This is a genomic window from Paenibacillus sp. J31R120 (assembly GCF_056269225.1).
Window position 1 is genome coordinate 227,035 of sequence record NZ_JBWDNN010000006.1, and the last position, 18,294, is coordinate 245,328.

The 18,294-nt window shown below is 51.8% G+C and carries 18 protein-coding genes; 15 read left to right on the plus strand and 3 right to left on the minus strand.

Annotated features, from left to right (window positions below):
- The first annotated feature begins 18 nt into the window (after positions 1-18).
- The 7 genes from AC0YNW_RS21590 to AC0YNW_RS21620 are packed head-to-tail and all read left to right on the plus strand — an operon-like array spanning position 19 to position 7,215.
- A complete protein-coding gene (locus AC0YNW_RS21590; RefSeq protein ID WP_475833706.1) occupies positions 19-894 on the plus strand; it encodes a type II secretion system F family protein in 876 nt (291 codons plus the stop codon).
- A 25-nt stretch (positions 895-919) separates the two neighbouring features.
- Entirely contained in the window at positions 920-1,108 is a 189-nt protein-coding gene (locus tag AC0YNW_RS21595; protein ID WP_475833707.1) for a Flp1 family type IVb pilin, read from the plus strand.
- A complete protein-coding gene (locus AC0YNW_RS21600) occupies positions 1,080-1,817 on the plus strand; it encodes a TadE/TadG family type IV pilus assembly protein (RefSeq protein ID WP_475833708.1) in 738 nt (245 codons plus the stop codon). Before AC0YNW_RS21595 ends, AC0YNW_RS21600 begins: the two co-directional genes overlap by 29 nt.
- Before the next feature lie 19 nt (positions 1,818-1,836).
- The gene (locus tag AC0YNW_RS21605; RefSeq protein WP_475833709.1) at positions 1,837-4,056 is read left to right on the plus strand and encodes a hypothetical protein; all 2,220 of its coding nucleotides are present in this window, start codon (positions 1,837-1,839) and stop codon (positions 4,054-4,056) included.
- Complete coding sequence (locus tag AC0YNW_RS21610) at positions 4,022-5,008, plus strand: TadE/TadG family type IV pilus assembly protein (RefSeq protein WP_475833710.1); 987 nt, start codon at positions 4,022-4,024, stop codon at positions 5,006-5,008. Before AC0YNW_RS21605 ends, AC0YNW_RS21610 begins: the two co-directional genes overlap by 35 nt.
- Positions 5,009-5,050: 42 nt before the next feature.
- Positions 5,051-5,557, plus strand: coding sequence for an A24 family peptidase (locus tag AC0YNW_RS21615; RefSeq protein WP_475833711.1), 507 nt, complete (start codon positions 5,051-5,053; stop codon positions 5,555-5,557).
- Between the two features lie 26 nt (positions 5,558-5,583).
- Positions 5,584-7,215 (plus strand): DUF6382 domain-containing protein, encoded by a 1,632-nt coding sequence (locus AC0YNW_RS21620; RefSeq protein ID WP_475833712.1) that lies wholly within the window; start codon positions 5,584-5,586, stop codon positions 7,213-7,215.
- On the opposite strand, the gene AC0YNW_RS21625 is transcribed toward AC0YNW_RS21620, so the two are convergent.
- The 3 genes from AC0YNW_RS21625 to AC0YNW_RS21635 all read right to left on the minus strand — a co-directional run bounded on the left by AC0YNW_RS21625 (position 7,216) and on the right by AC0YNW_RS21635 (position 9,153).
- Entirely contained in the window at positions 7,216-8,118 is a 903-nt protein-coding gene (locus AC0YNW_RS21625; RefSeq protein WP_475833713.1) for a TIGR01777 family oxidoreductase, read from the minus strand.
- Between the two features lie 26 nt (positions 8,119-8,144).
- Complete coding sequence (locus AC0YNW_RS21630) at positions 8,145-8,627, minus strand: hypothetical protein (protein WP_475833714.1); 483 nt, start codon at positions 8,625-8,627, stop codon at positions 8,145-8,147.
- 88 nt (positions 8,628-8,715) lie between these two features.
- Positions 8,716-9,153: a DUF2621 domain-containing protein gene (locus AC0YNW_RS21635; protein ID WP_387476611.1), complete on the minus strand. Its 438-nt coding sequence runs from the start codon at positions 9,151-9,153 to the stop codon at positions 8,716-8,718.
- A gap of 100 nt (positions 9,154-9,253) precedes the next feature.
- Between AC0YNW_RS21635 and AC0YNW_RS21640 the strand changes: the two genes are divergently transcribed.
- The 8 genes from AC0YNW_RS21640 (at position 9,254) to AC0YNW_RS21675 (ending at position 18,209) form a co-directional block, all read left to right on the plus strand.
- A complete protein-coding gene (locus tag AC0YNW_RS21640) occupies positions 9,254-10,384 on the plus strand; it encodes a deoxyribonuclease IV (RefSeq protein WP_387476609.1) in 1,131 nt (376 codons plus the stop codon).
- A 47-nt stretch (positions 10,385-10,431) separates the two neighbouring features.
- The gene (gene purU, locus AC0YNW_RS21645) at positions 10,432-11,334 is read left to right on the plus strand and encodes a formyltetrahydrofolate deformylase (protein WP_387476607.1); all 903 of its coding nucleotides are present in this window, start codon (positions 10,432-10,434) and stop codon (positions 11,332-11,334) included.
- Positions 11,335-11,529: 195 nt separating this feature from the next.
- A complete protein-coding gene (gene tkt / locus AC0YNW_RS21650; protein WP_475833715.1) occupies positions 11,530-13,548 on the plus strand; it encodes a transketolase in 2,019 nt (672 codons plus the stop codon).
- A gap of 51 nt (positions 13,549-13,599) precedes the next feature.
- Entirely contained in the window at positions 13,600-13,917 is a 318-nt protein-coding gene (gene ppnP / locus AC0YNW_RS21655; protein WP_120108218.1) for a pyrimidine/purine nucleoside phosphorylase, read from the plus strand.
- A gap of 195 nt (positions 13,918-14,112) precedes the next feature.
- Positions 14,113-14,634, plus strand: a complete 522-nt coding sequence (locus AC0YNW_RS21660) for a DUF420 domain-containing protein (protein WP_387476602.1) — start codon at positions 14,113-14,115, stop codon at positions 14,632-14,634.
- Positions 14,635-14,781: 147 nt separating this feature from the next.
- Complete coding sequence (locus tag AC0YNW_RS21665) at positions 14,782-16,131, plus strand: glucose-6-phosphate isomerase (RefSeq protein WP_475833716.1); 1,350 nt, start codon at positions 14,782-14,784, stop codon at positions 16,129-16,131.
- Between the two features lie 27 nt (positions 16,132-16,158).
- Positions 16,159-16,791, plus strand: a complete 633-nt coding sequence (locus AC0YNW_RS21670) for a YigZ family protein (protein ID WP_387476598.1) — start codon at positions 16,159-16,161, stop codon at positions 16,789-16,791.
- 443 nt (positions 16,792-17,234) lie between these two features.
- Positions 17,235-18,209, plus strand: coding sequence for an MraY family glycosyltransferase (locus tag AC0YNW_RS21675; protein ID WP_387476917.1), 975 nt, complete (start codon positions 17,235-17,237; stop codon positions 18,207-18,209).
- Positions 18,210-18,294: the final 85 nt, after the last annotated feature.

Genomic DNA, 18,294 nt, shown 5'->3' on the forward strand with positions numbered 1-18,294 from the left:
CTTTTGAGGAGGAACACTATGTCACTCATTTCGGCTTTGTTGCTTACGTCGGGTTGGGCTTTTCTGATCGGCAGGTTTGGGCTCAGACTCATCCCGCAATTGCTAAGGCAGAAGCGAGGGGGAAAAGGGAGCAGAGCTCTCAACGCCCTATTGATTCAGGAGCCGTTCCTGCGCGCCTGGGAGAAAGCATGCCAGTGGGAAGCCTTTCAGCATATGCTTAACAGCTATCATGCCAAGCTGATGATCTTGAATGGAGCTTCCTGGACGATTGAGAGAACAAAAGCCGAAGCTGCGGGTGCGGCTGGAGCGGGCTATGCAGCGCTTGCGGGAAGCTGCTGGATCGCGTGGATGATCGGTGAGCGGTTTATTATGTTTGCTGGTGTGCTCGCATTTGTCGCGCTAGCCTTTCGCAACTTTGCTGAAGCCGGGAAGAGGCTGGAGCGGCGCAAAAAAGCGATTATTACAGGATTGCCGGACCGGATGAGCAAGCTGATGCTGCTAGTGAGCGCCGGAGAGACGGTACAACGGGCATTCGTACGTTGTATGGAGGGCATAGAGAACCTAAATCACCCGTTGGACAAGCAATGGGCAGAGGCTGTGGCTGCGATGAACAATGGACAATCCTTCAGTATTGTGCTGGAGAGATTTAACCGCAGCTGCGCGGTACAAGAAGCCTCCCTTTTCACAACGGTGATGCTGCTCAATTATCGGAAAGGCGGCGAGCATTTTGTACTCGCGGTAAGAGAGCTGTCTTATTCTCTGTGGGAGAAGCGGAAGGGGATGGCCCGCATTAGCGGAGAGGAAGCCTCGTCCAAGCTTGTTTTTCCGCTAGTCGGCGTGATGTTTATTATGATGATCATTGTGGCAGCGCCAGCCGTGTTAGTGATGTCTTAACCATATGAAAAGGGAGATGTTGAGAATGAAAGCAATAGCAGATCGTATGAAGGGCTTTTGGCGCAATGAAGACGGGATTGGCACATTGGAAATTATTTTGATTATCGCAGTCGTCATTATTATCGCTTTTATCTTCAAAGATTGGATTATTAAACTGGTTAATTCCCTCTTAAAGAAGGCAGACAGTGAAGCCCAACAAATCTTTGATCGTTAAATCCCGCTTCCGCCAGTGGCACTACGACGAGAAGGGCAGCTTTACGCTTGAAGCGTCGGTGGTACTCCCGATTTTGCTCGCTATGGTCCTAGTTTTTCTGTTGTTGGGTATGTATCTCTATCAAAAAGTCATTGTCTATTATGCGGTCTCTGCGATATCGGAAAGGGCCGCTTTCAGTTGGGACAACAGCCATCGGGATGCCAGAACCGGTATCCTGACCGAGCCTGTGTATGATGGCTTGTACCGCCGTTTAGGCTCCGATGGCGCCTTGGCGAGCCTGTTCGGCATGAGAGGGGATGAAAGCCGCAGAAGCGTCTCTTTGCCTGAGGAGATCCAAGAATCAAGTGACTTCGACAGCGGAGATCTAACCATACGCAAGCTGGTCAATTCAGCCCGATGGCTTTCGGCAGCAGGATTAAGCTATAGCGGCACCGTTCAATATACGAGAGATGGGCTAAGCCGGTATGTGGAGACTGCCCTCCGCAAGCCGATTCAATTGCTCCCTTTTGAGAGCAGCTGGACGAGGGGAGAACCCGACGGGAAAGCCAAAAGCGGAATCGTTGATCCGGTAGAATTTATTCGGAGCGTTGATCTTGCAAGATACTATGGCGCTAAGCTGAAGACGCATTTTATGGGAAAATCTACTGCGGAGAGCAGAGCGGGCGACCTATTAAATTCATATGGCGGCAAAGGAAAGGACGGAGCATGAGGAGGCTTAATTCTGTCGGATGAAAAAGATGCTGATCAAAGAAAACGGCGTCGTAACGGTCTTATCCGTTATCATATTGGCTTCGCTGCTTCTCTTCTTTTCCGTTTTGATCGACTATGCGCGAATTGCAGCTTTCCAGTTAAAGACGGAGAATGAAGCCCGCGCGGGGATTCGTTCCGTATTGTCAGCCTATGACAATTCCCTTTACGAGAGGTATGGGTTATTTGGGCGCGGAGGAACGGACGGCAAGACAATTTTTAGTGAGGTGCTTGGAGGAAGCGGAGCCAAGTATACTGGCCTCGATACCAGGTCGCATCTCGATTTTATTGCTAGCCAACTAGATGAAGCTAATGTGCAGACAGCCTATACGCTAGGTCAGCATGACGTATTCGCGAGGCAGGTGCTCGAGGAGATGAAGTACAAAGCTCCGGTTGATTTTACGCTGGAGGTTCTATCAAAATTCACTTCACTCTCGAAGGCGCTAAAGGAAAGCTCTGGTGCCGTTCAGACGCTGGAGGATCTCCGAAAACTGTATGAGAAGCGGGAAGGGCTGCTGGAGAAGGCATTAAGCTTACAGGAACAAGCTGTGTCGACCTTAATGGACAATGAGGCCGTAGCCGCTATTCCGGCAGGGAGCGGTCCCACAGGCAATTCCGCGGTAACTTCCTTGAGATTGGCGGACCGTTATGCAAGTTTTGTTCGGCAAGTAGAGCATGACGCATCGTTACCTGAAGACGAAGAACCGGTCTACTCCTATTCCATTGCGTCCTATCGGCACAGCGTATCCCAGATGCAGAGCAAGCTTCGGACGGGAGGAGGCAAGAGAGAGAAGCATGATAGCCTTCTGGAAAAGTCACTTCGCAAGATTGAGCAAGCAAGCGAAGTGAACACCCAGATGGAGCGAATTGTCGAAGAGTCCAAACAGGCGACAGTTGGTGCCTATGACGAGGTTGCAGGCGCGGATGTGACCGGCTCAGGAGACTATACGCTTCCTGATGATACGGTCCGGGATTTGGAGGAAATGAGGAAAAGCGGAGAAAAGCTGCTTCGATCACTTGAATGGTTTAACGGCTACAAGCAGGAGCTGCTGACGCAAAGCTCGCGCGGCTATGCCGCAGCAAGCGAGATCGATCAATTGATCAGTCTTTGGAGCTCAGCTATGTCATGGCCGCTCTCTTCTTCGCGGCAAAGCTCCTTGCAGAACGGTTCAGCCAAAGCCGTCTCTGTCGTCTCAACCTATGAGCAGCACTACGGACCGCAAGGAACGTTGATGAAGCAGCGGCGGGATAGCGTGCTTGACAGCTCAGTCAAGGGAAAATTGGCAGAGCAAAAGGCAAAAACAAAATCATTATGGAAGCAAGCTAAAAACATGTTAGGCGGATTGTCTGGAACGTCAGCCATGCCCGAACACCAGGAAGAGTTCGCCAAGGTGAAGGAGCGCTACCAGCAAAATCTGCTTTTTAATGAGCAGGGAGGAGAGACAGTCGGTCCTCGCAAAGAGATGCTGGCTGCAGATGCAGAAGATGCCGCCAAGGAATCGTCCGGCTTGATGGACAGTCTTTTTTCGGGGATGTCGGACATGCTGCTGAATGGCCGTGATTCCTTCTATTATGGCGAATATGCCGCCAATCGACTTTCCTATTTTGCCCCCCAGCAGCTGCGTAAGCTGCTAGAGAGCGGAGACACGGACGGGCTGGCGCAGATGGCTTCTTTCGGCAATCAGGAGATGGAATATGTGCTCTACGGATTTCATGATCCGATGGGCAATCTGATTGCCGCCTACGGCGAATTGTTCTCTGTGCGGCTTGCCATCCGTACGATGGAAGGTTTGGTTGCCAGCCGTTCATTGGGGCATCCGCTGCTCATTTTGTCAGCCGCCATTATTTACGGGCTGGAGAAAACGATGGAGGATATGATTTCGTTCGCGACGAAAGGGACCGCACCTTTATCCAAGTACATAAAGGCTGAGCTTTCTTATCTGGATTATTTAAGGATATTCATGCTGCTTCACGGCGGGAGCAAAGAGAAGAGGCTTGGCCGTATGATTGCGGTTATTGAACACAATACCGGGCTTACGCTTGCTCGGGTTCCGTCAGGCGTTACGGGAGAAGCGAAGGTGTCGATGAAGCTGTGGTTTCTTCCGGGCGTGATGGGGATGCTGGGGCGGCTTGATTTGCTTCAGGGAAAGGTTGTGGGCAACCGCTATGAAACGACGCAAAACGTGGGTTGGTCCTATTAATTCAACCGGCAAACGGCTGCCAAAGGTCTGGTTGCATGAGCGGCGCGGCTCGATCGTGTTGGAAGCTGCTCTTGTAATGCCGTTCATTTTGTTTTTGCTGGTCATCCTTTCCCTTTTTATTTCCATGTGCGCTGCACAGATGGCCTTGCATATGACAGCTTCGCAAAGCGTGCGTCAAATTGCCGCCCACATCTATCCCATTGAACTCGCTAGAACACAATTGGATAAAAGTGGGACAACAGAGGCGGCCTCAGAGCGGCAGCCCTTGCCCGAGTGGAGCGAGACTGCCGCCGAGATAGCGGAATGGCTTCCTGACCCGGCTGGCAAGCTGGTATCATCCGCTCTGCGGGGAGACTGGCGTCCGCTGCAAAATGTAGCCGCGACAGAGCTTGGCCGAGCGGTAATAGAACCTTTTGTACGACAATATGCCCATCCCTATCTGCTTCGGGCGGACAAAATTTCATTGGATTACATAGCGCTGCCGGATCTTAAAGAGAAAGAAGAGCCTTATATCGCTATCGCTCTCAAATACGAATATCCGGTCAGGCTGCCATTCTACAGCAAGCCGATCATTCTGAGGGAGCAAGCTTATGAACGGGTGTGGATAAGCGATGCGGCAGCCGCGACGTACGGCATGGATGAAGAAGATGGGGACACGCTTCCATTGCATATTGTTTCGATTGAGCCTACGCCGGTACGTCCCGGCAATAAAGCGACCGTCATCGTGAAGACAGAACCGGGAGCGGTGGTTTCGCTTGGCGTGAATTATAAAAGCGGAGCGAGCAAGGCGAAGCATCTGGGGGATGCGACTGCGGATGAAAACGGCTATGTGGAGTGGACCTGGCATGTATCGGGCAATACGACTCCGGGCATTTGGGAGCTGGCTGTTGAAGGGGTTAGCAAGCCCGGCAGCGTCGCCAAGCATTTCTCCGTTGAGAAAAAACAAAAGTAACCGAAAACCGTCGCTGCGGTCCGGGAAAGGAGAAGCACGGAGATGACAATGGTTCTTTGGGCTGCGGCCGTACAATTATTAATTGCGTTCATTACGGATATGAGGCATCAGATGATTTCAAATTGGCTGACCGGAACATCATTTGTGCTTGGCATGCTTTATCATGTCTTAGCTGGCGGCACTGAGGCACAGGGATGGCTGTATGCAGCAGCCGGAGCGGCAGCGGGATTTATCCCATTGCTTATTCTGTATGCGTTCGGGGGAATTGGCGCAGGGGACGTGAAGCTGTTTGGCGCTTTGGGAGCTTGGATAGGCGCTGCCATGATTGCGCAGCTCATGATGTATTCGATTCTGTATGCGGGTGCATTCGGTGTGCTAATGCTGGCCTTTAACCGTGCGTTTGCCAAGCGCATGGCAGCTCTGATGATCATCGCGTATCCAGGCGCAGCCCGAACGTTCAATTGGTTCGATTGGGCCAGATCTGGCAAGAGCTTTCCGTTTATGTTAGCTGTGGCGCCAGCGGCGATTACAGTGTGGATGATGGGTTAAATGTGATCATGAAAGGAGGACTTAAGATGCGAAGGCTGCGCATGGATTTTGCCATGAACCGGGGACATGAGATGACGATTGACAGAGAGGACGGCATCAGCAGAAGCGAGTTGGATGAATTGGAGCTGCAGATGCTTCGCTCGCAGCGCATTCCGTATTTGCTTCCGATGGACTGGTATGAGATTGACGGAACCATCACGTTTCGTTACGAATTGACGGGCAGCAAAATGATGATTCACCGGCTACAGCAGGACATGCTGACCATGGAGCAGTACTACTCGCTGATTCTCGCTTTGACGGATGCCCTCATGGAATGCAAAGAGTATATGCTTAGACCGGAAGGCTGTCTGCTGGGTGAGCAGTTTATGTTTATGGGCGAGAGATTCGGTGATATGAAGCTTGTATATGTGCCGCTGAAAGACCGGGGTGAGGAACGGCATTACGGGGAGGAACTGTTGTCGCTCGCTGTTCGGTGGACCTCGTACGTAGAACCTCTCGATGGAGCGGGATTAAAACGGATTTTGCAATTGCTTCAGCATAACCGGGCTTCTCTGACAGAGCTCAGAGAGACGCTGCTGGATTTGATTGCGAGGGAGTCACCGGTTATCCATAGACCAGCGGTAGATTATCCTCAACCGCCAAAATATTCAGTGGAGCGGAGCGCAGAATTGCCGCCTTATTCGGCTAATGCTACAGCCCAAATGTCCAGGGGACAGAGCAAGCAAGTTGCGGAAGAGTCGTTGCTTCAATCAGCAACGCCATCATTAGCCACACCTATTTCGCTAATGCAGCAGCAAGAGTCTCATTCCATGCACAATAGGATTATGGACGGAGTTATGCATTCCCATAAGCAAGAAGAACCTTCATGGTCTTATGAGGGGGATGAGGATGATGAAAACGACGTTGGCAAAGGAAGAGGAAAATGGATTGCAGGGGCTGCATTTTTACTCGCCACAGCTTGCATCTGGCGGTTCCTCTATATGGATCAGCCGACGCAGCAAAACCTGCTGATTAGCTCCGGGCTGACTTTGTTTGCATTGGCGGGATTCATCATGATAAGAAAAAAAGGGAAGGACTTGCTCATGACAAAGAAGGAGCAGTCCGATATGGAAGAGGATTTCGAGCCGCATTCCAGCGTGCTTCCGTCCCGTTTTTCATGGAGCAAGCCGTCAGGTGCCGTTGCACTCGAACTATCGCCGGCCACGACGGAGTCGATGGGCAGCTATTCCGTACCTAATCCAAAGCCAACCGCTAACGCTGAAGCGAGGGCTTCTCTCCCTCCGACGACACTGCTGGGTGCTAATGATCATGATCCGTCGCAAAAGACCGTTATGCTGGGTACTGGCGCGCGCAGCGCATGGCTTTCGCGGACGTGGAACGGTAAGGAAGAACAAATTGCGCTGGTGGCGGATCTGTTCAAAATCGGAAGATCCGGCGACGGGGTGGGCTATGCCGATCATGCGGATGGTATTTCGCGCTTTCATCTGGAGATTGAGCGAATCGATGGGGTACATCATGTCAAGGATCTAGGTTCCAGAAACGGAAGCCTGTTAAATGGCAAATTAATGGTCCCTTACAAAGCCTACAAGCTGGAGTTCGGCGATCGAATCCGTCTTGCGGGCGATAAGGGACCCATGTACGAATTAAAAACGGGTTAATTAACGGTTCGCCAGCTGGCGCATGGCGCTGTCGACCGTCGGATAGCGGAACGAGTAACCGGTTTGGAGCGCCCGTTTTGGCTTGGCGAGTTGGCCATCCAATAGCAAGGTGGACATCTCTCCAAATAGAAGCCGCATCATCGGCACAGGTACGGGAAACCAATGAGGCCGTCCGAATGCCCGGCCGACGGCTCTGCCGAACTCGTCGTTTGTAACGGGCTCAGGTGCTGATGCATTTACGGGACCATGGACCGCTTCGTTGTCCAGGCAATGCAGGATCAGCCCGACCATATCTTCGATATGTATCCAGGACAAGCCTTGCTTGCCGCTGCCAACTCTGCCTCCGGCGAATAGCCGATAGGGAAGGGCCATAAGCGGGAATGCACCGTCTTTGCGATCCAGGACGACGCCGATACGCAGCTTTACAAGCCGCTCTGCCGGTATGGCATCTGCTGCAGCTTCCCATTCGCGAACAACTTCGGATAGAAAATCGGTGACGGCTGTCGGGCTGTCTTCATCGAAGACTTTCGTAGCCGAAATGCCATATGCGGATATGCCGGAAGCATTGATGACAACGGCAGGCTTGCGATCAAGAGCATTCACCAGCTCGGCAACCTGAGCCGCCGCCCATTGTCTGGAGCGGAGAACTCGTTCCTTGGCTGCGGCATTCCATCTTTGATTAATGCTCTCGCCGGCCAGATTGATGATCGCATCGATCCCCTCCAGCTTGCCGGGCTCCCGTTGCAACTGATCCCACGTCACGGGTGTGACCCGCGGCGCAAGATCAGACGATCTGCCGCGGCTGCCTCTCGTGATGATCCATACTTCATCTCCCCGCTCCAGCAGGGCTTTCGTCAGCGCCTTTCCGATAAATCCGCTGCCTCCGGCAATGGCTACCCGCATACCGCACTCTCCTTAACATTCAGAAGTTACTGTACTGCTTCAATCTTCGTCAGCCACAGCTGCTTGACGCTTGTATCGCCTTCAACTGCTTTTTCGGTATATTCGAATTTCACTTTGGCATCTGCAGGCAATTCATCAACGACATCTCGAAGCTCCTCCGGAATGCGGTAAGCGCCTGCTCCGCTATCCGTCGTGATCTCCAGCGAGTTGGAATCGATAAGGCCCGTATATGTGCCCTCTGCGCTAATTGGAGCAGACTCGGCAGGAGTGCCATTGTTATTATCTGTTGAGGAATTGTTGTCATCGTCATTGGACGGAGCACCTGGTTCCTGTACGCCATTGTTGTCCGGGAGCTGGTCGACTGGGGAACCGGATTCGCTGTTATTTGGGCTCCCGCTGTTGCTCGGATTGTTGGCATTTGCACCGCATGCGGACATGGTCAGCATGACAGCCAGCAGCAGCGCTCCGGCAGTTGCGGCTTTCTTGCGTTTCTTGTTTGTTAAGTTCATAGATGAAGCACCTCCTGTATACTAAAACGAAATAAAGCGCTCTGAGGTTGCATAAATGTCAGACAGAGCTGCCACTTGGCAGCTCTGTCTATTTGTTCAGCAGATGCTGATATGGCATATAATCGATTCCTTTTTTGTCCAAAAAGTGGACGAGGCTGCGGTAATCCCGCTTCGGTGTAGCCCGTATGTAGCCCTCGATGCAATGCTCTTTCGTAACGGTTTTGGCACCTTGCTCGATAGCGACCTGACCGATTTTTGCGGCTATAGAATGTTTGGCGATATCCCGGAATGCCTGCGGCACTGGAGATACCAGCTCATCTAGAAACTGCTTGGCTTCCTCGCCCCACATGCTGCGGCTGCGTTCAACCCAATAGTTCTGCCAATCCAGCTTGGACTTCCCGTCTCTCATCGGAAGAACCTTCAGAAATTTACGGAACATGAAAAAACCGCCTATGGACATGGCAATAACCATGACTACGGCCCAAAAAACGATGAAATACATGAACCAATTCGGCGCTGTGCCCATTGTAACTGTCACCTCAATAATGAATTATAGCGTATTCCTAGATTTATTTCGACATTCCTTGTAAAATAAGGTTTGATCAACCGAAAGGGGCGAAAGTAATATGTTGAAAATAGGTTCCCACGTATCATTTTCGGACAAGGGTCTTCAGACTGCTGCGAAGGAAGCCATGACTTACGGCTCCGGCACTTTCATGATCTATACCGGGGCACCGCAGAATACACGGCGCAAACCGATTGAATCGCTATATATCGAAGAAGGCAAGGCGCTTATGAACAAAGCCGGCATCGAGGAAATCGTTGTCCATGCGCCTTATATCATTAACCTGGGCTCCTACAAGGAGAACACGTTCGAGCTTGCTGTCAATTTCCTGCAGGAGGAAATTCGCCGTACCGATTATATCGGCGTGCGCAACATCGTCTTGCATCCCGGCGCATATACCGATAAGGATGCGGAATTCGGCATCGCAAGAATCGCAGAAGGCTTGAATGAAGTGCTGGCGGGTACGAGCAACACAAACGTGAATATCGCACTGGAGACCATGGCGGGCAAAGGCACAGAGATTGGCCGCAGCTTCGACGAAATCGCAGCCATCATGGACAAAGTGACGTATAACGAGCGCCTGACAGTCTGCATGGATACATGCCATATGCATGACGCCGGGTATGACCTCATTAACGATCTGGACGGCGTGCTGGAGCAATTCGATCGCACCGTCGGATTGGACCGCGTCGCAGTCGTCCATATCAATGACAGCAAAAACCCAAGAGGAGCGGGCAAAGACCGTCATGCGCCGATCGGTGCGGGATGGCTTGGACAATCCGCGATTTCTAATATCGTTCATCATGAAGCGCTAAAGGGCAGACCGTTCATCCTGGAGACGCCGTGGATCGGCAAAGAGGACAAAACGGTACGTCCGATGTACGAGGTTGAGATTGCACTTCTGCGCGGTGAAGTGAGAAATCGCTTCGGTGAAGAATTCCTGGAGGATGTGGAACGTCTGCATCATTTCTTCGGGAAGCAAGAGATTGATTCCCGTCAATTTGTGATTGATGTCTGGACGCTGCTGAAGAACGATGCCAAGGCGAAAAAAGCCGATCCGCGCGAGCCGATGGAGCGTCTGTACGATATGATTATTGCTGAAGGCGTATTGTCCAGAGATCTTGCAGAAGAGCAGGTGAACCAGCGCCTGACGGCATGGTTCGCAGGCAAGGCGTTCCTGGCACAGGCTTAACTCATCCAAGCAGATACAAAAATATTTTAGAAAAGGAAGATTATCGTATGTCATCTCCATCCAATCAAGTGCAGCGTACGAACGGAGCGCAAGATAAGAGCGGACGCGCACGCATGCTGATTTCTTGTCCGGACCGTCCCGGCATCGTAGCCGCTGTGTCTCATTTTCTGTATGAGCATGGTGCGAATATCGTGCAATCCGACCAATATACCATGGACCCGGAGGGCGGCATGTTCTTCATTCGTTTTGAGTTCGATCTAAACGATTTGGAGAAGGAGCTGCCGGTTCTTGTAGAAGATTTTGCGCGTGTTGCCGACCGCTTCGAGATGAAGTGGCACACGTTCCGCGCAAGCCGCAAGAAGCGCCTTGCGATTCTGGTCTCCAAGGAAGAACATTGCTTACTGGAGCTGCTGTGGCAGTGGCAGGCGGGCGATCTGGATGCCGATATCGCCATGGTTATCAGCAACCATCCCGATATGCGCAGCCTTGTCGAATCATTCGGCATTCCGTTCCATCATGTGCCGGTTACGCCGGATACGAAGGCGGAAGCCGAGCGCAAGCAGATGGAGCTGGTTGCGGACAAAGCGGACATTATCGTGCTGGCCCGCTATATGCAGATTGTATCGCCAAAATTTATCGAGCATTTCCCGAACCGCATCATCAATATTCATCACTCCTTTCTGCCTGCATTCGTAGGCGGCAAGCCTTATGCGCAAGCCTACAAACGCGGCGTGAAAATTATCGGAGCGACTGCTCACTACGTGACGGAGGAGCTGGATGGCGGTCCGATCATCGAGCAGGACGTACAGCGCGTCAGCCACCGCGACAATGTCGAGGATCTGAAGCGGATTGGCCGCACGATCGAGCGTGTCGTTCTTGCGCGAGCCGTCAAGTGGCATATTGAAGACCGCGTCCTGGTTCACCAGAACAAGACAGTTGTATTCAATTAATCGCGAGTGATACAATATTCAAAACTTTTAACCTCATTGACCCACTAGATTAGCGGAACTAAAATGTAGCTTAGAAACAAGTTTTGCTTCACAAAAACTTAAGCTACTGCTTACGAGGCAAGTTTTGCTATACAAAACTTAAGCGACTGCTTACGAAGCAAGTTTTGCTTCACAAAACTTTTAGGAGGATTCAAAATGACCGTTACTCAAAAATCAATCGACCAACTCTCTATCGATACAATCCGCACGCTTGCAATTGATGCAATCGAAAAGGCTAACTCCGGACATCCGGGCATGCCGATGGGCGCAGCTCCGATGGGCTACCAATTGTTCGCGAAAAATATGAAGCATAACCCGTCGAACCCGACTTGGGTGAACCGCGACCGTTTCGTCCTGTCCGCAGGACACGGCTCCATGCTGCTCTACAGCTTGCTTCACCTCTCCGGCTATGACCTGCCGATGGATGAGCTGAAAAACTTCCGTCAATGGGGTTCCCTGACTCCGGGTCACCCTGAATTCGGCCACACTGCAGGCGTAGACGCGACGACTGGACCACTGGGACAAGGCGTAGCGATGGCTGTAGGCATGGCGATGGCAGAAGCGCATCTGGCAGCTGTCTACAACAAAGAAGGATTCAATCTCATCAATCACTTTACTTATTCCATCTGCGGCGACGGCGACCTGATGGAAGGCATTTCGCATGAAGCGGCTTCCATGGCGGGCCACTTGCAACTGGGCAAGCTTGTCGTGATGTATGATTCCAACGACATCTCCCTGGACGGCGCCCTGAACCTGTCTTACTCCGAGTCGGTTCAGAAGCGTTTTGAAGGCTACGGCTGGCAAGTGCTTCGCGTAGAGGACGGCAATGATCTGAATGCACTGTCCGCTGCAGTAGCAGAAGCGCAAGGCGAGCTTTCTAAGCCAACGCTGATCGAAGTGAAGACGATGATCGGATACGGCAGCCCGAACAAAGGCGGCAAAGGCGGTCATGGAGGAACTCACGGCTCGCCGCTTGGTGCGGACGAGACGAAGCTGACGAAGCAATTCTATGGCTGGTCCGAAGACCATCAGTTCCATGTGCCGGATGAAGTGCGTGCTCACTTCGCAGAAGTGAAGAGCGCAGGCGAGCAAGCCAACTCCGAGTGGAACGCGCTGCTTGCTTCGTACAAAGAAGCTCATCCTGAGCTTGCGAAGCAATTCGAACTGGCGATCGCAGGCGAGCTTCCAGAAGGCTGGGATGCTGAGCTTCCAGCTTACACGACAGAGGACAAGCCTGTGTCCACACGTGTTGCTTCCGGCAATGCGCTGAACGCTCTGGCGAAACGCGTACCGAATCTGGCAGGCGGCTCCGCTGACCTGGAGAGCTCCACAATGACTCACCTGAAAGGCATCGAGCAATTCAAGCCAGGCAGCTACGACGGCCGCAATATCTACTACGGCGTACGTGAATTTGGTATGGCTGCGGCAATGAACGGTATCAGCCTGCATAGCGGTATCAAAGTGTTCGGCGGCACGTTCTTCGTGTTCACAGACTACCTGCGTCCTGCGATCCGTCTTGCTGCTCTGATGAACCAGCCGGTTGTGTACGTGCTGACGCATGATAGCATCGCAGTTGGCGAAGACGGTCCAACGCATGAGCCGATCGAGCAACTGGCATCGATCCGCATCATTCCTGGCCTTACAGTTATCCGTCCAGGGGATGCGAACGAAACATCCGCAGCATGGGCATACGCAATTGAGAACCAATCGAATCCGGTCGCGCTTGTACTGACTCGTCAAAACCTGCCGATTCTTGAAGGCACAGTAAGCGGAGTACGTGATAACTTGCGCAAAGGCGCTTATGTCGTGTCCGATGCGGCGGGTGGCAAGCCTCAAGCACAAATTCTGGCGACAGGCTCCGAGGTTCAACTGGCTGTAGCCGCTCAAAAAGCGCTGGCTGATGAAGGCATTCAAGTTCGCGTCGTCAGCATGCCGAGCTGGGATCTGTTCGAGAAACAATCGAAGGAATACCGCGATTCCGTTATTCTGCCGGACGTGAAAGCTCGCCTTGCTATAGAGATGGCGCATCCGTTCGGTTGGGAACGCTACACGGGCGACCAAGGCGATATCCTCGCCATCGACCGTTTCGGCGCATCCGCTCCTGGCGACCGCGTAATCAAGGAATACGGTTTTACGGTCGAGAACGTCGTAAGCAAAGTGAAAGCTTTGCTGTAAGCCGCGGCTTTCTTGGATCTTGATTCTATATCATAAAGGAGCATCTTCATTATGTCGCAATTCGAAAATGTAACAGTCGTCAAAAAAGCCAATGTCTACTTTGACGGCAAAGTCACAAGCCGTGCGGTTCTGTTCGCAGACGGCACCAAAAAAACGCTGGGCATTATGCTGCCGGGAGACTATGAGTTCGGTACGGATTGCGTGGAGATTATGGAAATTCTCGCAGGTGATCTGAAAGTGCTTCTGCCAGGCGAGACAGAATGGCGCCATATTCAAGGCGAAGGTGAGTTCACGGTTCCGGCCAACACGAAATTCAAGCTTCAAGTTGCCGAAGTAACGGACTACTGCTGCTCGTATATTTACGAATAAGCCGGAAATCGGGAACAGGGCCGTGTCGCATATGCGATGCGGCCCTCTCCATTTGTAAGGAGCCAACCCCGGAAAGAGTCGTTTTTTTGTGACATTCGGGGCTGTATTCGCGTTGTGCCGTATGGGTCAAATGGGCTAAAGTAGTAGCATGCACAATAGTCTCTTGTGTACCCATGAAGGAGGATTACATCCACGATGAAAGAAAGAAACTATACCCCGATTGTCGCTGTGCTAACAGTCGTCATTGTCGCGCTGGTGGCCATTCTGTTCTTCCTGCCGGCGTATCACGGCGAAGTAGGATTCGACGTGAAGATTCTGCCTCTGCTGAACGCGATTTTCAACAGCTTTACGTTCCTGGCGCTAGTGGTTGCCTTGATTGCGATTTTGAGAAAAAACGTACGTATGCACCGCACGTTTATCGGACTGGCCTTCGGAACGACAACACTGTTCCTGGTGTCCTACGTCACGTATCATTACTTGACGGAATCGACGCCTTACGGCGGCGAAGGCATTCTGAAGACGATCTATCTGTTCATTCTGCTGACGCATATTGTACTGGCGATTGTTGTAGTGCCGCTTGCGCTGCTCTCGCTGGCAAGAGGAATTTCGGGCCAGGTAGAGAAGCACCGCAAGATTGCGCGTTGGACGATGCCGATCTGGCTCTATGTCAGCTTGACGGGCGTTATCGTCTATCTGATGATATCCCCGTACTATTAAGCCTGTGAAAATGCGTGGTCTTCATCTAGATTTCACGTACGATAAGCTTGTTTTTGGGATGAATATTCGCTATTCTTAATGAAAAGTTGAACGCTCTGTTTCGTAAGGGCGCGGCAGCTTCGTACATTTTGGGAGGTAGTTATAACGATGAGCAATACGGTGAAGTTCGATTACAGCAAAGCGTTGTCCTTCGTTGGACAGCATGAAATCGATTATTTGACGGATCAAGTTCGCGTGGCACATGACCAGCTTCATAACGGTACGGGCGCAGGCTCGGATTACCTGGGCTGGATTGACCTGCCTGCGAATTACGATAAAGAAGAGTTCGCGCGCATTAAGAAAGCGGCGGAAAAAATTCAAAATGATTCCGAAGTGCTGATCGTTATCGGCATTGGCGGTTCTTACCTGGGCGCGCGCGCAGCGATCGAGATGCTGTCGCATTCGTTCTACAACGTGCAGTCGAAGGAACAACGCAAGACGCCTCAAGTGCTGTTCGCGGGCAACAACATCAGCTCTACATATGTGACGCATCTGTTGCAGCTGCTTGAAGGCAGAGATTGGTCGATCAACGTCATCTCCAAATCCGGCACAACGACAGAGCCTGCGATCGCATTCCGTATTTTCCGCGCTGAGCTGGAGAAGAAATATGGCAAGGAAGAGGCGCGCAAGCGCATCTACGCCACTACGGACAAAGAGAAGGGCGCTTTGAAAAAGCTTTCGAGCGAAGAAGGCTACGAGTCCTTTATCATTCCGGACGACGTAGGCGGACGTTACTCCGTTCTGACGGCTGTTGGCTTGCTGCCAATCGCAGTAGCTGGTATTGATATCGACGCTATGATGAAGGGCGCGGCTGACGCTTCCGAAGTGTATGCCAACCCGAACCTGGCTGAGAATGAAGCTTACCAATATGCGGCAGTTCGCAATGCATTGTATCGCAAAGGTAAAGAAACAGAAATCCTTGTCAACTACGAGCCTTCCCTGCACTTTGTATCGGAGTGGTGGAAGCAGCTGTACGGCGAGAGTGAAGGCAAGGATTACAAGGGCATCTACCCGGCTTCCGTCGACTTCTCGACCGACCTGCATTCCATGGGCCAATTCATCCAAGAGGGCAACCGCAACATCTTCGAAACCGTTATTCAAGTGGGTGAAGTTGCGGAGCACATTGAGATTCAGCATGATGCGGATGACCTGGACGGACTGAACTTCCTGACCGGCAAAACAATGGACTTTGTCAACAAAAAAGCGTTCGAAGGCACGCTTCTTGCACATACAGACGGCCAAGTTCCAAACCTGATCGTGAACATTGCCGACATGACGCCATACACGTTTGGCTACCTGGTATACTTCTTCGAGAAGGCTTGCGGCATCAGCGGTTACCTGTTGGGAGTGAATCCGTTCGACCAACCAGGCGTTGAAGCTTACAAGAAGAACATGTTTGCTCTGCTGGGCAAGCCTGGCTTCGAGAAGGAAAAAGCCGAGCTTGAAGCGCGCCTGTAATCGGCGCCAGCCGGGAGCATTCGGCGTATGCTGAACAGATACAGGACGGTTAGAGCGGAAGCGAATGCGGAGGTCGTGATTAAGCGATCCCGCTTTATCGGCCATGCGAAGCCTGTAGAGACGGAGGAGGAGGCAGTCGCTTTTATCGATGAGATTAAGCGGCTGCACCGCTCCGCCACTCATAACTGCTCTGCTTATATGGTCGGTGAGCGCGATCAGCACCAGAAGGCTTCCGATGACGGGGAGCCGAGCGGCACGGCGGGCAAGCCTATTCTTGAGGTCATCAAGAACAAAGGCTTGAAAAACGTCGCAGTCGTCGTTACCCGTTACTTTGGCGGCATCATGCTGGGGGCTGGCGGTCTTGTCCGTGCCTATACAGATGGAGCGGTAGCGGGCATTGAGGCAGCAGGCGAGATTGAGCTTGTCTTGCACCGGGAAGTGTTCGTCGAGGTAGACTATACGTGGTACGGGAAGCTTGAGAATGAGCTTCACGGCCGCGGCACGCGCCTTGGCGGGACGGAGTTCACCGACAAGGTCATCGTACTATGCTTGCCGGAGGTGCCGGAAGCGGACGCCTTTATCGCGTGGATGACCGATCTCACGCAAGGCCAGGCTGCTATTCGCACGGGTGAGGAACGGTATTATATCGAAGGTGAGTAAGCAGCCTTCTTTTCAGGATAGGTGCATACAAGGAGTTGTCCTTTCAATCGATTAATTCTCTTAAGACAGTTGCAGCTGAGTGTTAAGCTGCTCTGTTGGAGGAGGAGGTTCATTTGGAAGGGACAGCTCTTTTTTTATGAGAGGAGGGGAAGAAGAGTAGAATGAGACTGAAATAATGTTGCCAGAAACGCTTAAATCGCCTCGATCGTCGTAAATCCCGAAATAGCATTACTAGAAAATCTTAATCTGCCTTAGCGTCGCAAGACCCGGAATCATGCTGCTAGAAGCAAAAAATCCCCAAATAACTCACTGCAACTCCTCCTATCACATGATTACTCCCCAATGCTTAAAAAATATTAATCTACCACCCCCTTCATTCCACTCTACCAAAAGTCGACATTTTACTAGAGGGGTTGTATAATTATCGTGATCTATATCGATTAATGGTGGTGACTTGTATTTTTTACGTACTTGCTTTTGTCATGTCGTTTCTTATCGTATATGTGTTGATACCGCCGTTCAGTCGGCTGGCGTTCAAGCTTGATTTTGTGGACAAGCCCCGGAAGGACGTGGAGCGCAAGCTTCATCGAGAGCCTATTCCACTAACGGCCAGCTTTGCCATCTTCATTGGCTTTTTCATTACCTATATCGCGATTGCGAGAGAGATAAATTGGGAGACCGGCGCCTTGTTCCTGGGCGGCGTCCTGCTGCTTACGATCGGCACGATCGACGACTGGTACAAGACGAAGGGCAAGGACTTCCCGGCGCTTCCGAAAATGCTGGTGCAAGTATCAGCCGCCGTATTGGTCTATCTGTCGGGCAACGTATTCACTGGCTTCTTCAACCCTTTCTCCGGTGAATATGTGGTGCTTCCGGTTATTCTGCAGTTTGTACTGACGATTCTATGGATTTTCGGCGTAACGACGGTTATTAACTTCTCTGACGGTCTGGACGGTCTCGCAGGAGGCTTGTCCGCGATCTCCGGCATTACGCTGTTTGTTGTAGCCCTGACAATGGGGCAGTCGAACTCTGCGATGATGGCGATCATTCTGGTCGGGGTTACGCTTGCGTATCTTCGCTTCAATAAACCTCCTGCCAAAGTGTTTATGGGCGACGCGGGCGCGACGTTCCTGGGCTTCTTGCTAGCGGTTATCGCGCTGGACGGAGCGTTCAAGCAAGCGACGATTCTGTCGTTGTTCATTCCGATATTGGCAATCGGCGTGCCAATCTTCGACAATATCTTTGTTGTCATCAAGCGCTTCCTGCAAGGCAAAGCGATCTATGAAGCCGATGCTAGCCAGGTTCATTACCGGCTGCTGCGCGCAGGCCTGAACAATAAGCAGGCGCTAATGGTGCTATGCCTGGTGAGTACATGCTTTGGGCTGTCATCGATCATTCTAATGCTGGTGCAAATTTAAACAAATTGAATACCTGAAAAGGGCTGTCCAGGGTCGATTCCAAAGACCTTAGGACAGCCCTTTTGCATGAGGGCGTGACAATTCC

Excerpts from the sequence above, each read along its gene's own strand:
- ppnP (WP_120108218.1), top strand. The coding sequence starts at position 13,600 with ATGTCGCAATTCGAAAATGTAACAGTCGTCAAAAAAGCCAATGTCTAC.
- AC0YNW_RS21660 (WP_387476602.1), top strand. The coding sequence starts at position 14,113 with ATGAAAGAAAGAAACTATACCCCGATTGTCGCTGTGCTAACAGTCGTC.
- AC0YNW_RS21640 (WP_387476609.1), top strand. The coding sequence starts at position 9,254 with ATGTTGAAAATAGGTTCCCACGTATCATTTTCGGACAAGGGTCTTCAG.
- AC0YNW_RS21610 (WP_475833710.1), top strand. The coding sequence starts at position 4,022 with ATGAAACGACGCAAAACGTGGGTTGGTCCTATTAATTCAACCGGCAAA.
- AC0YNW_RS21605 (WP_475833709.1), top strand. The coding sequence starts at position 1,837 with ATGAAAAAGATGCTGATCAAAGAAAACGGCGTCGTAACGGTCTTATCC.
- AC0YNW_RS21595 (WP_475833707.1), top strand. The coding sequence starts at position 920 with ATGAAAGCAATAGCAGATCGTATGAAGGGCTTTTGGCGCAATGAAGAC.
- AC0YNW_RS21670 (WP_387476598.1), top strand. The coding sequence starts at position 16,159 with ATGCTGAACAGATACAGGACGGTTAGAGCGGAAGCGAATGCGGAGGTC.
- AC0YNW_RS21590 (WP_475833706.1), top strand. The coding sequence starts at position 19 with ATGTCACTCATTTCGGCTTTGTTGCTTACGTCGGGTTGGGCTTTTCTG.
- AC0YNW_RS21630 (WP_475833714.1), bottom strand. The coding sequence starts at position 8,627 with ATGAACTTAACAAACAAGAAACGCAAGAAAGCCGCAACTGCCGGAGCG.
- AC0YNW_RS21635 (WP_387476611.1), bottom strand. The coding sequence starts at position 9,153 with ATGGGCACAGCGCCGAATTGGTTCATGTATTTCATCGTTTTTTGGGCC.
- AC0YNW_RS21665 (WP_475833716.1), top strand. The coding sequence starts at position 14,782 with ATGAGCAATACGGTGAAGTTCGATTACAGCAAAGCGTTGTCCTTCGTT.
- purU (WP_387476607.1), top strand. The coding sequence starts at position 10,432 with ATGTCATCTCCATCCAATCAAGTGCAGCGTACGAACGGAGCGCAAGAT.
- AC0YNW_RS21620 (WP_475833712.1), top strand. The coding sequence starts at position 5,584 with ATGCGAAGGCTGCGCATGGATTTTGCCATGAACCGGGGACATGAGATG.
- AC0YNW_RS21625 (WP_475833713.1), bottom strand. The coding sequence starts at position 8,118 with ATGCGGGTAGCCATTGCCGGAGGCAGCGGATTTATCGGAAAGGCGCTG.
- AC0YNW_RS21675 (WP_387476917.1), top strand. The coding sequence starts at position 17,235 with ATGGTGGTGACTTGTATTTTTTACGTACTTGCTTTTGTCATGTCGTTT.
- AC0YNW_RS21615 (WP_475833711.1), top strand. The coding sequence starts at position 5,051 with ATGACAATGGTTCTTTGGGCTGCGGCCGTACAATTATTAATTGCGTTC.
- tkt (WP_475833715.1), top strand. The coding sequence starts at position 11,530 with ATGACCGTTACTCAAAAATCAATCGACCAACTCTCTATCGATACAATC.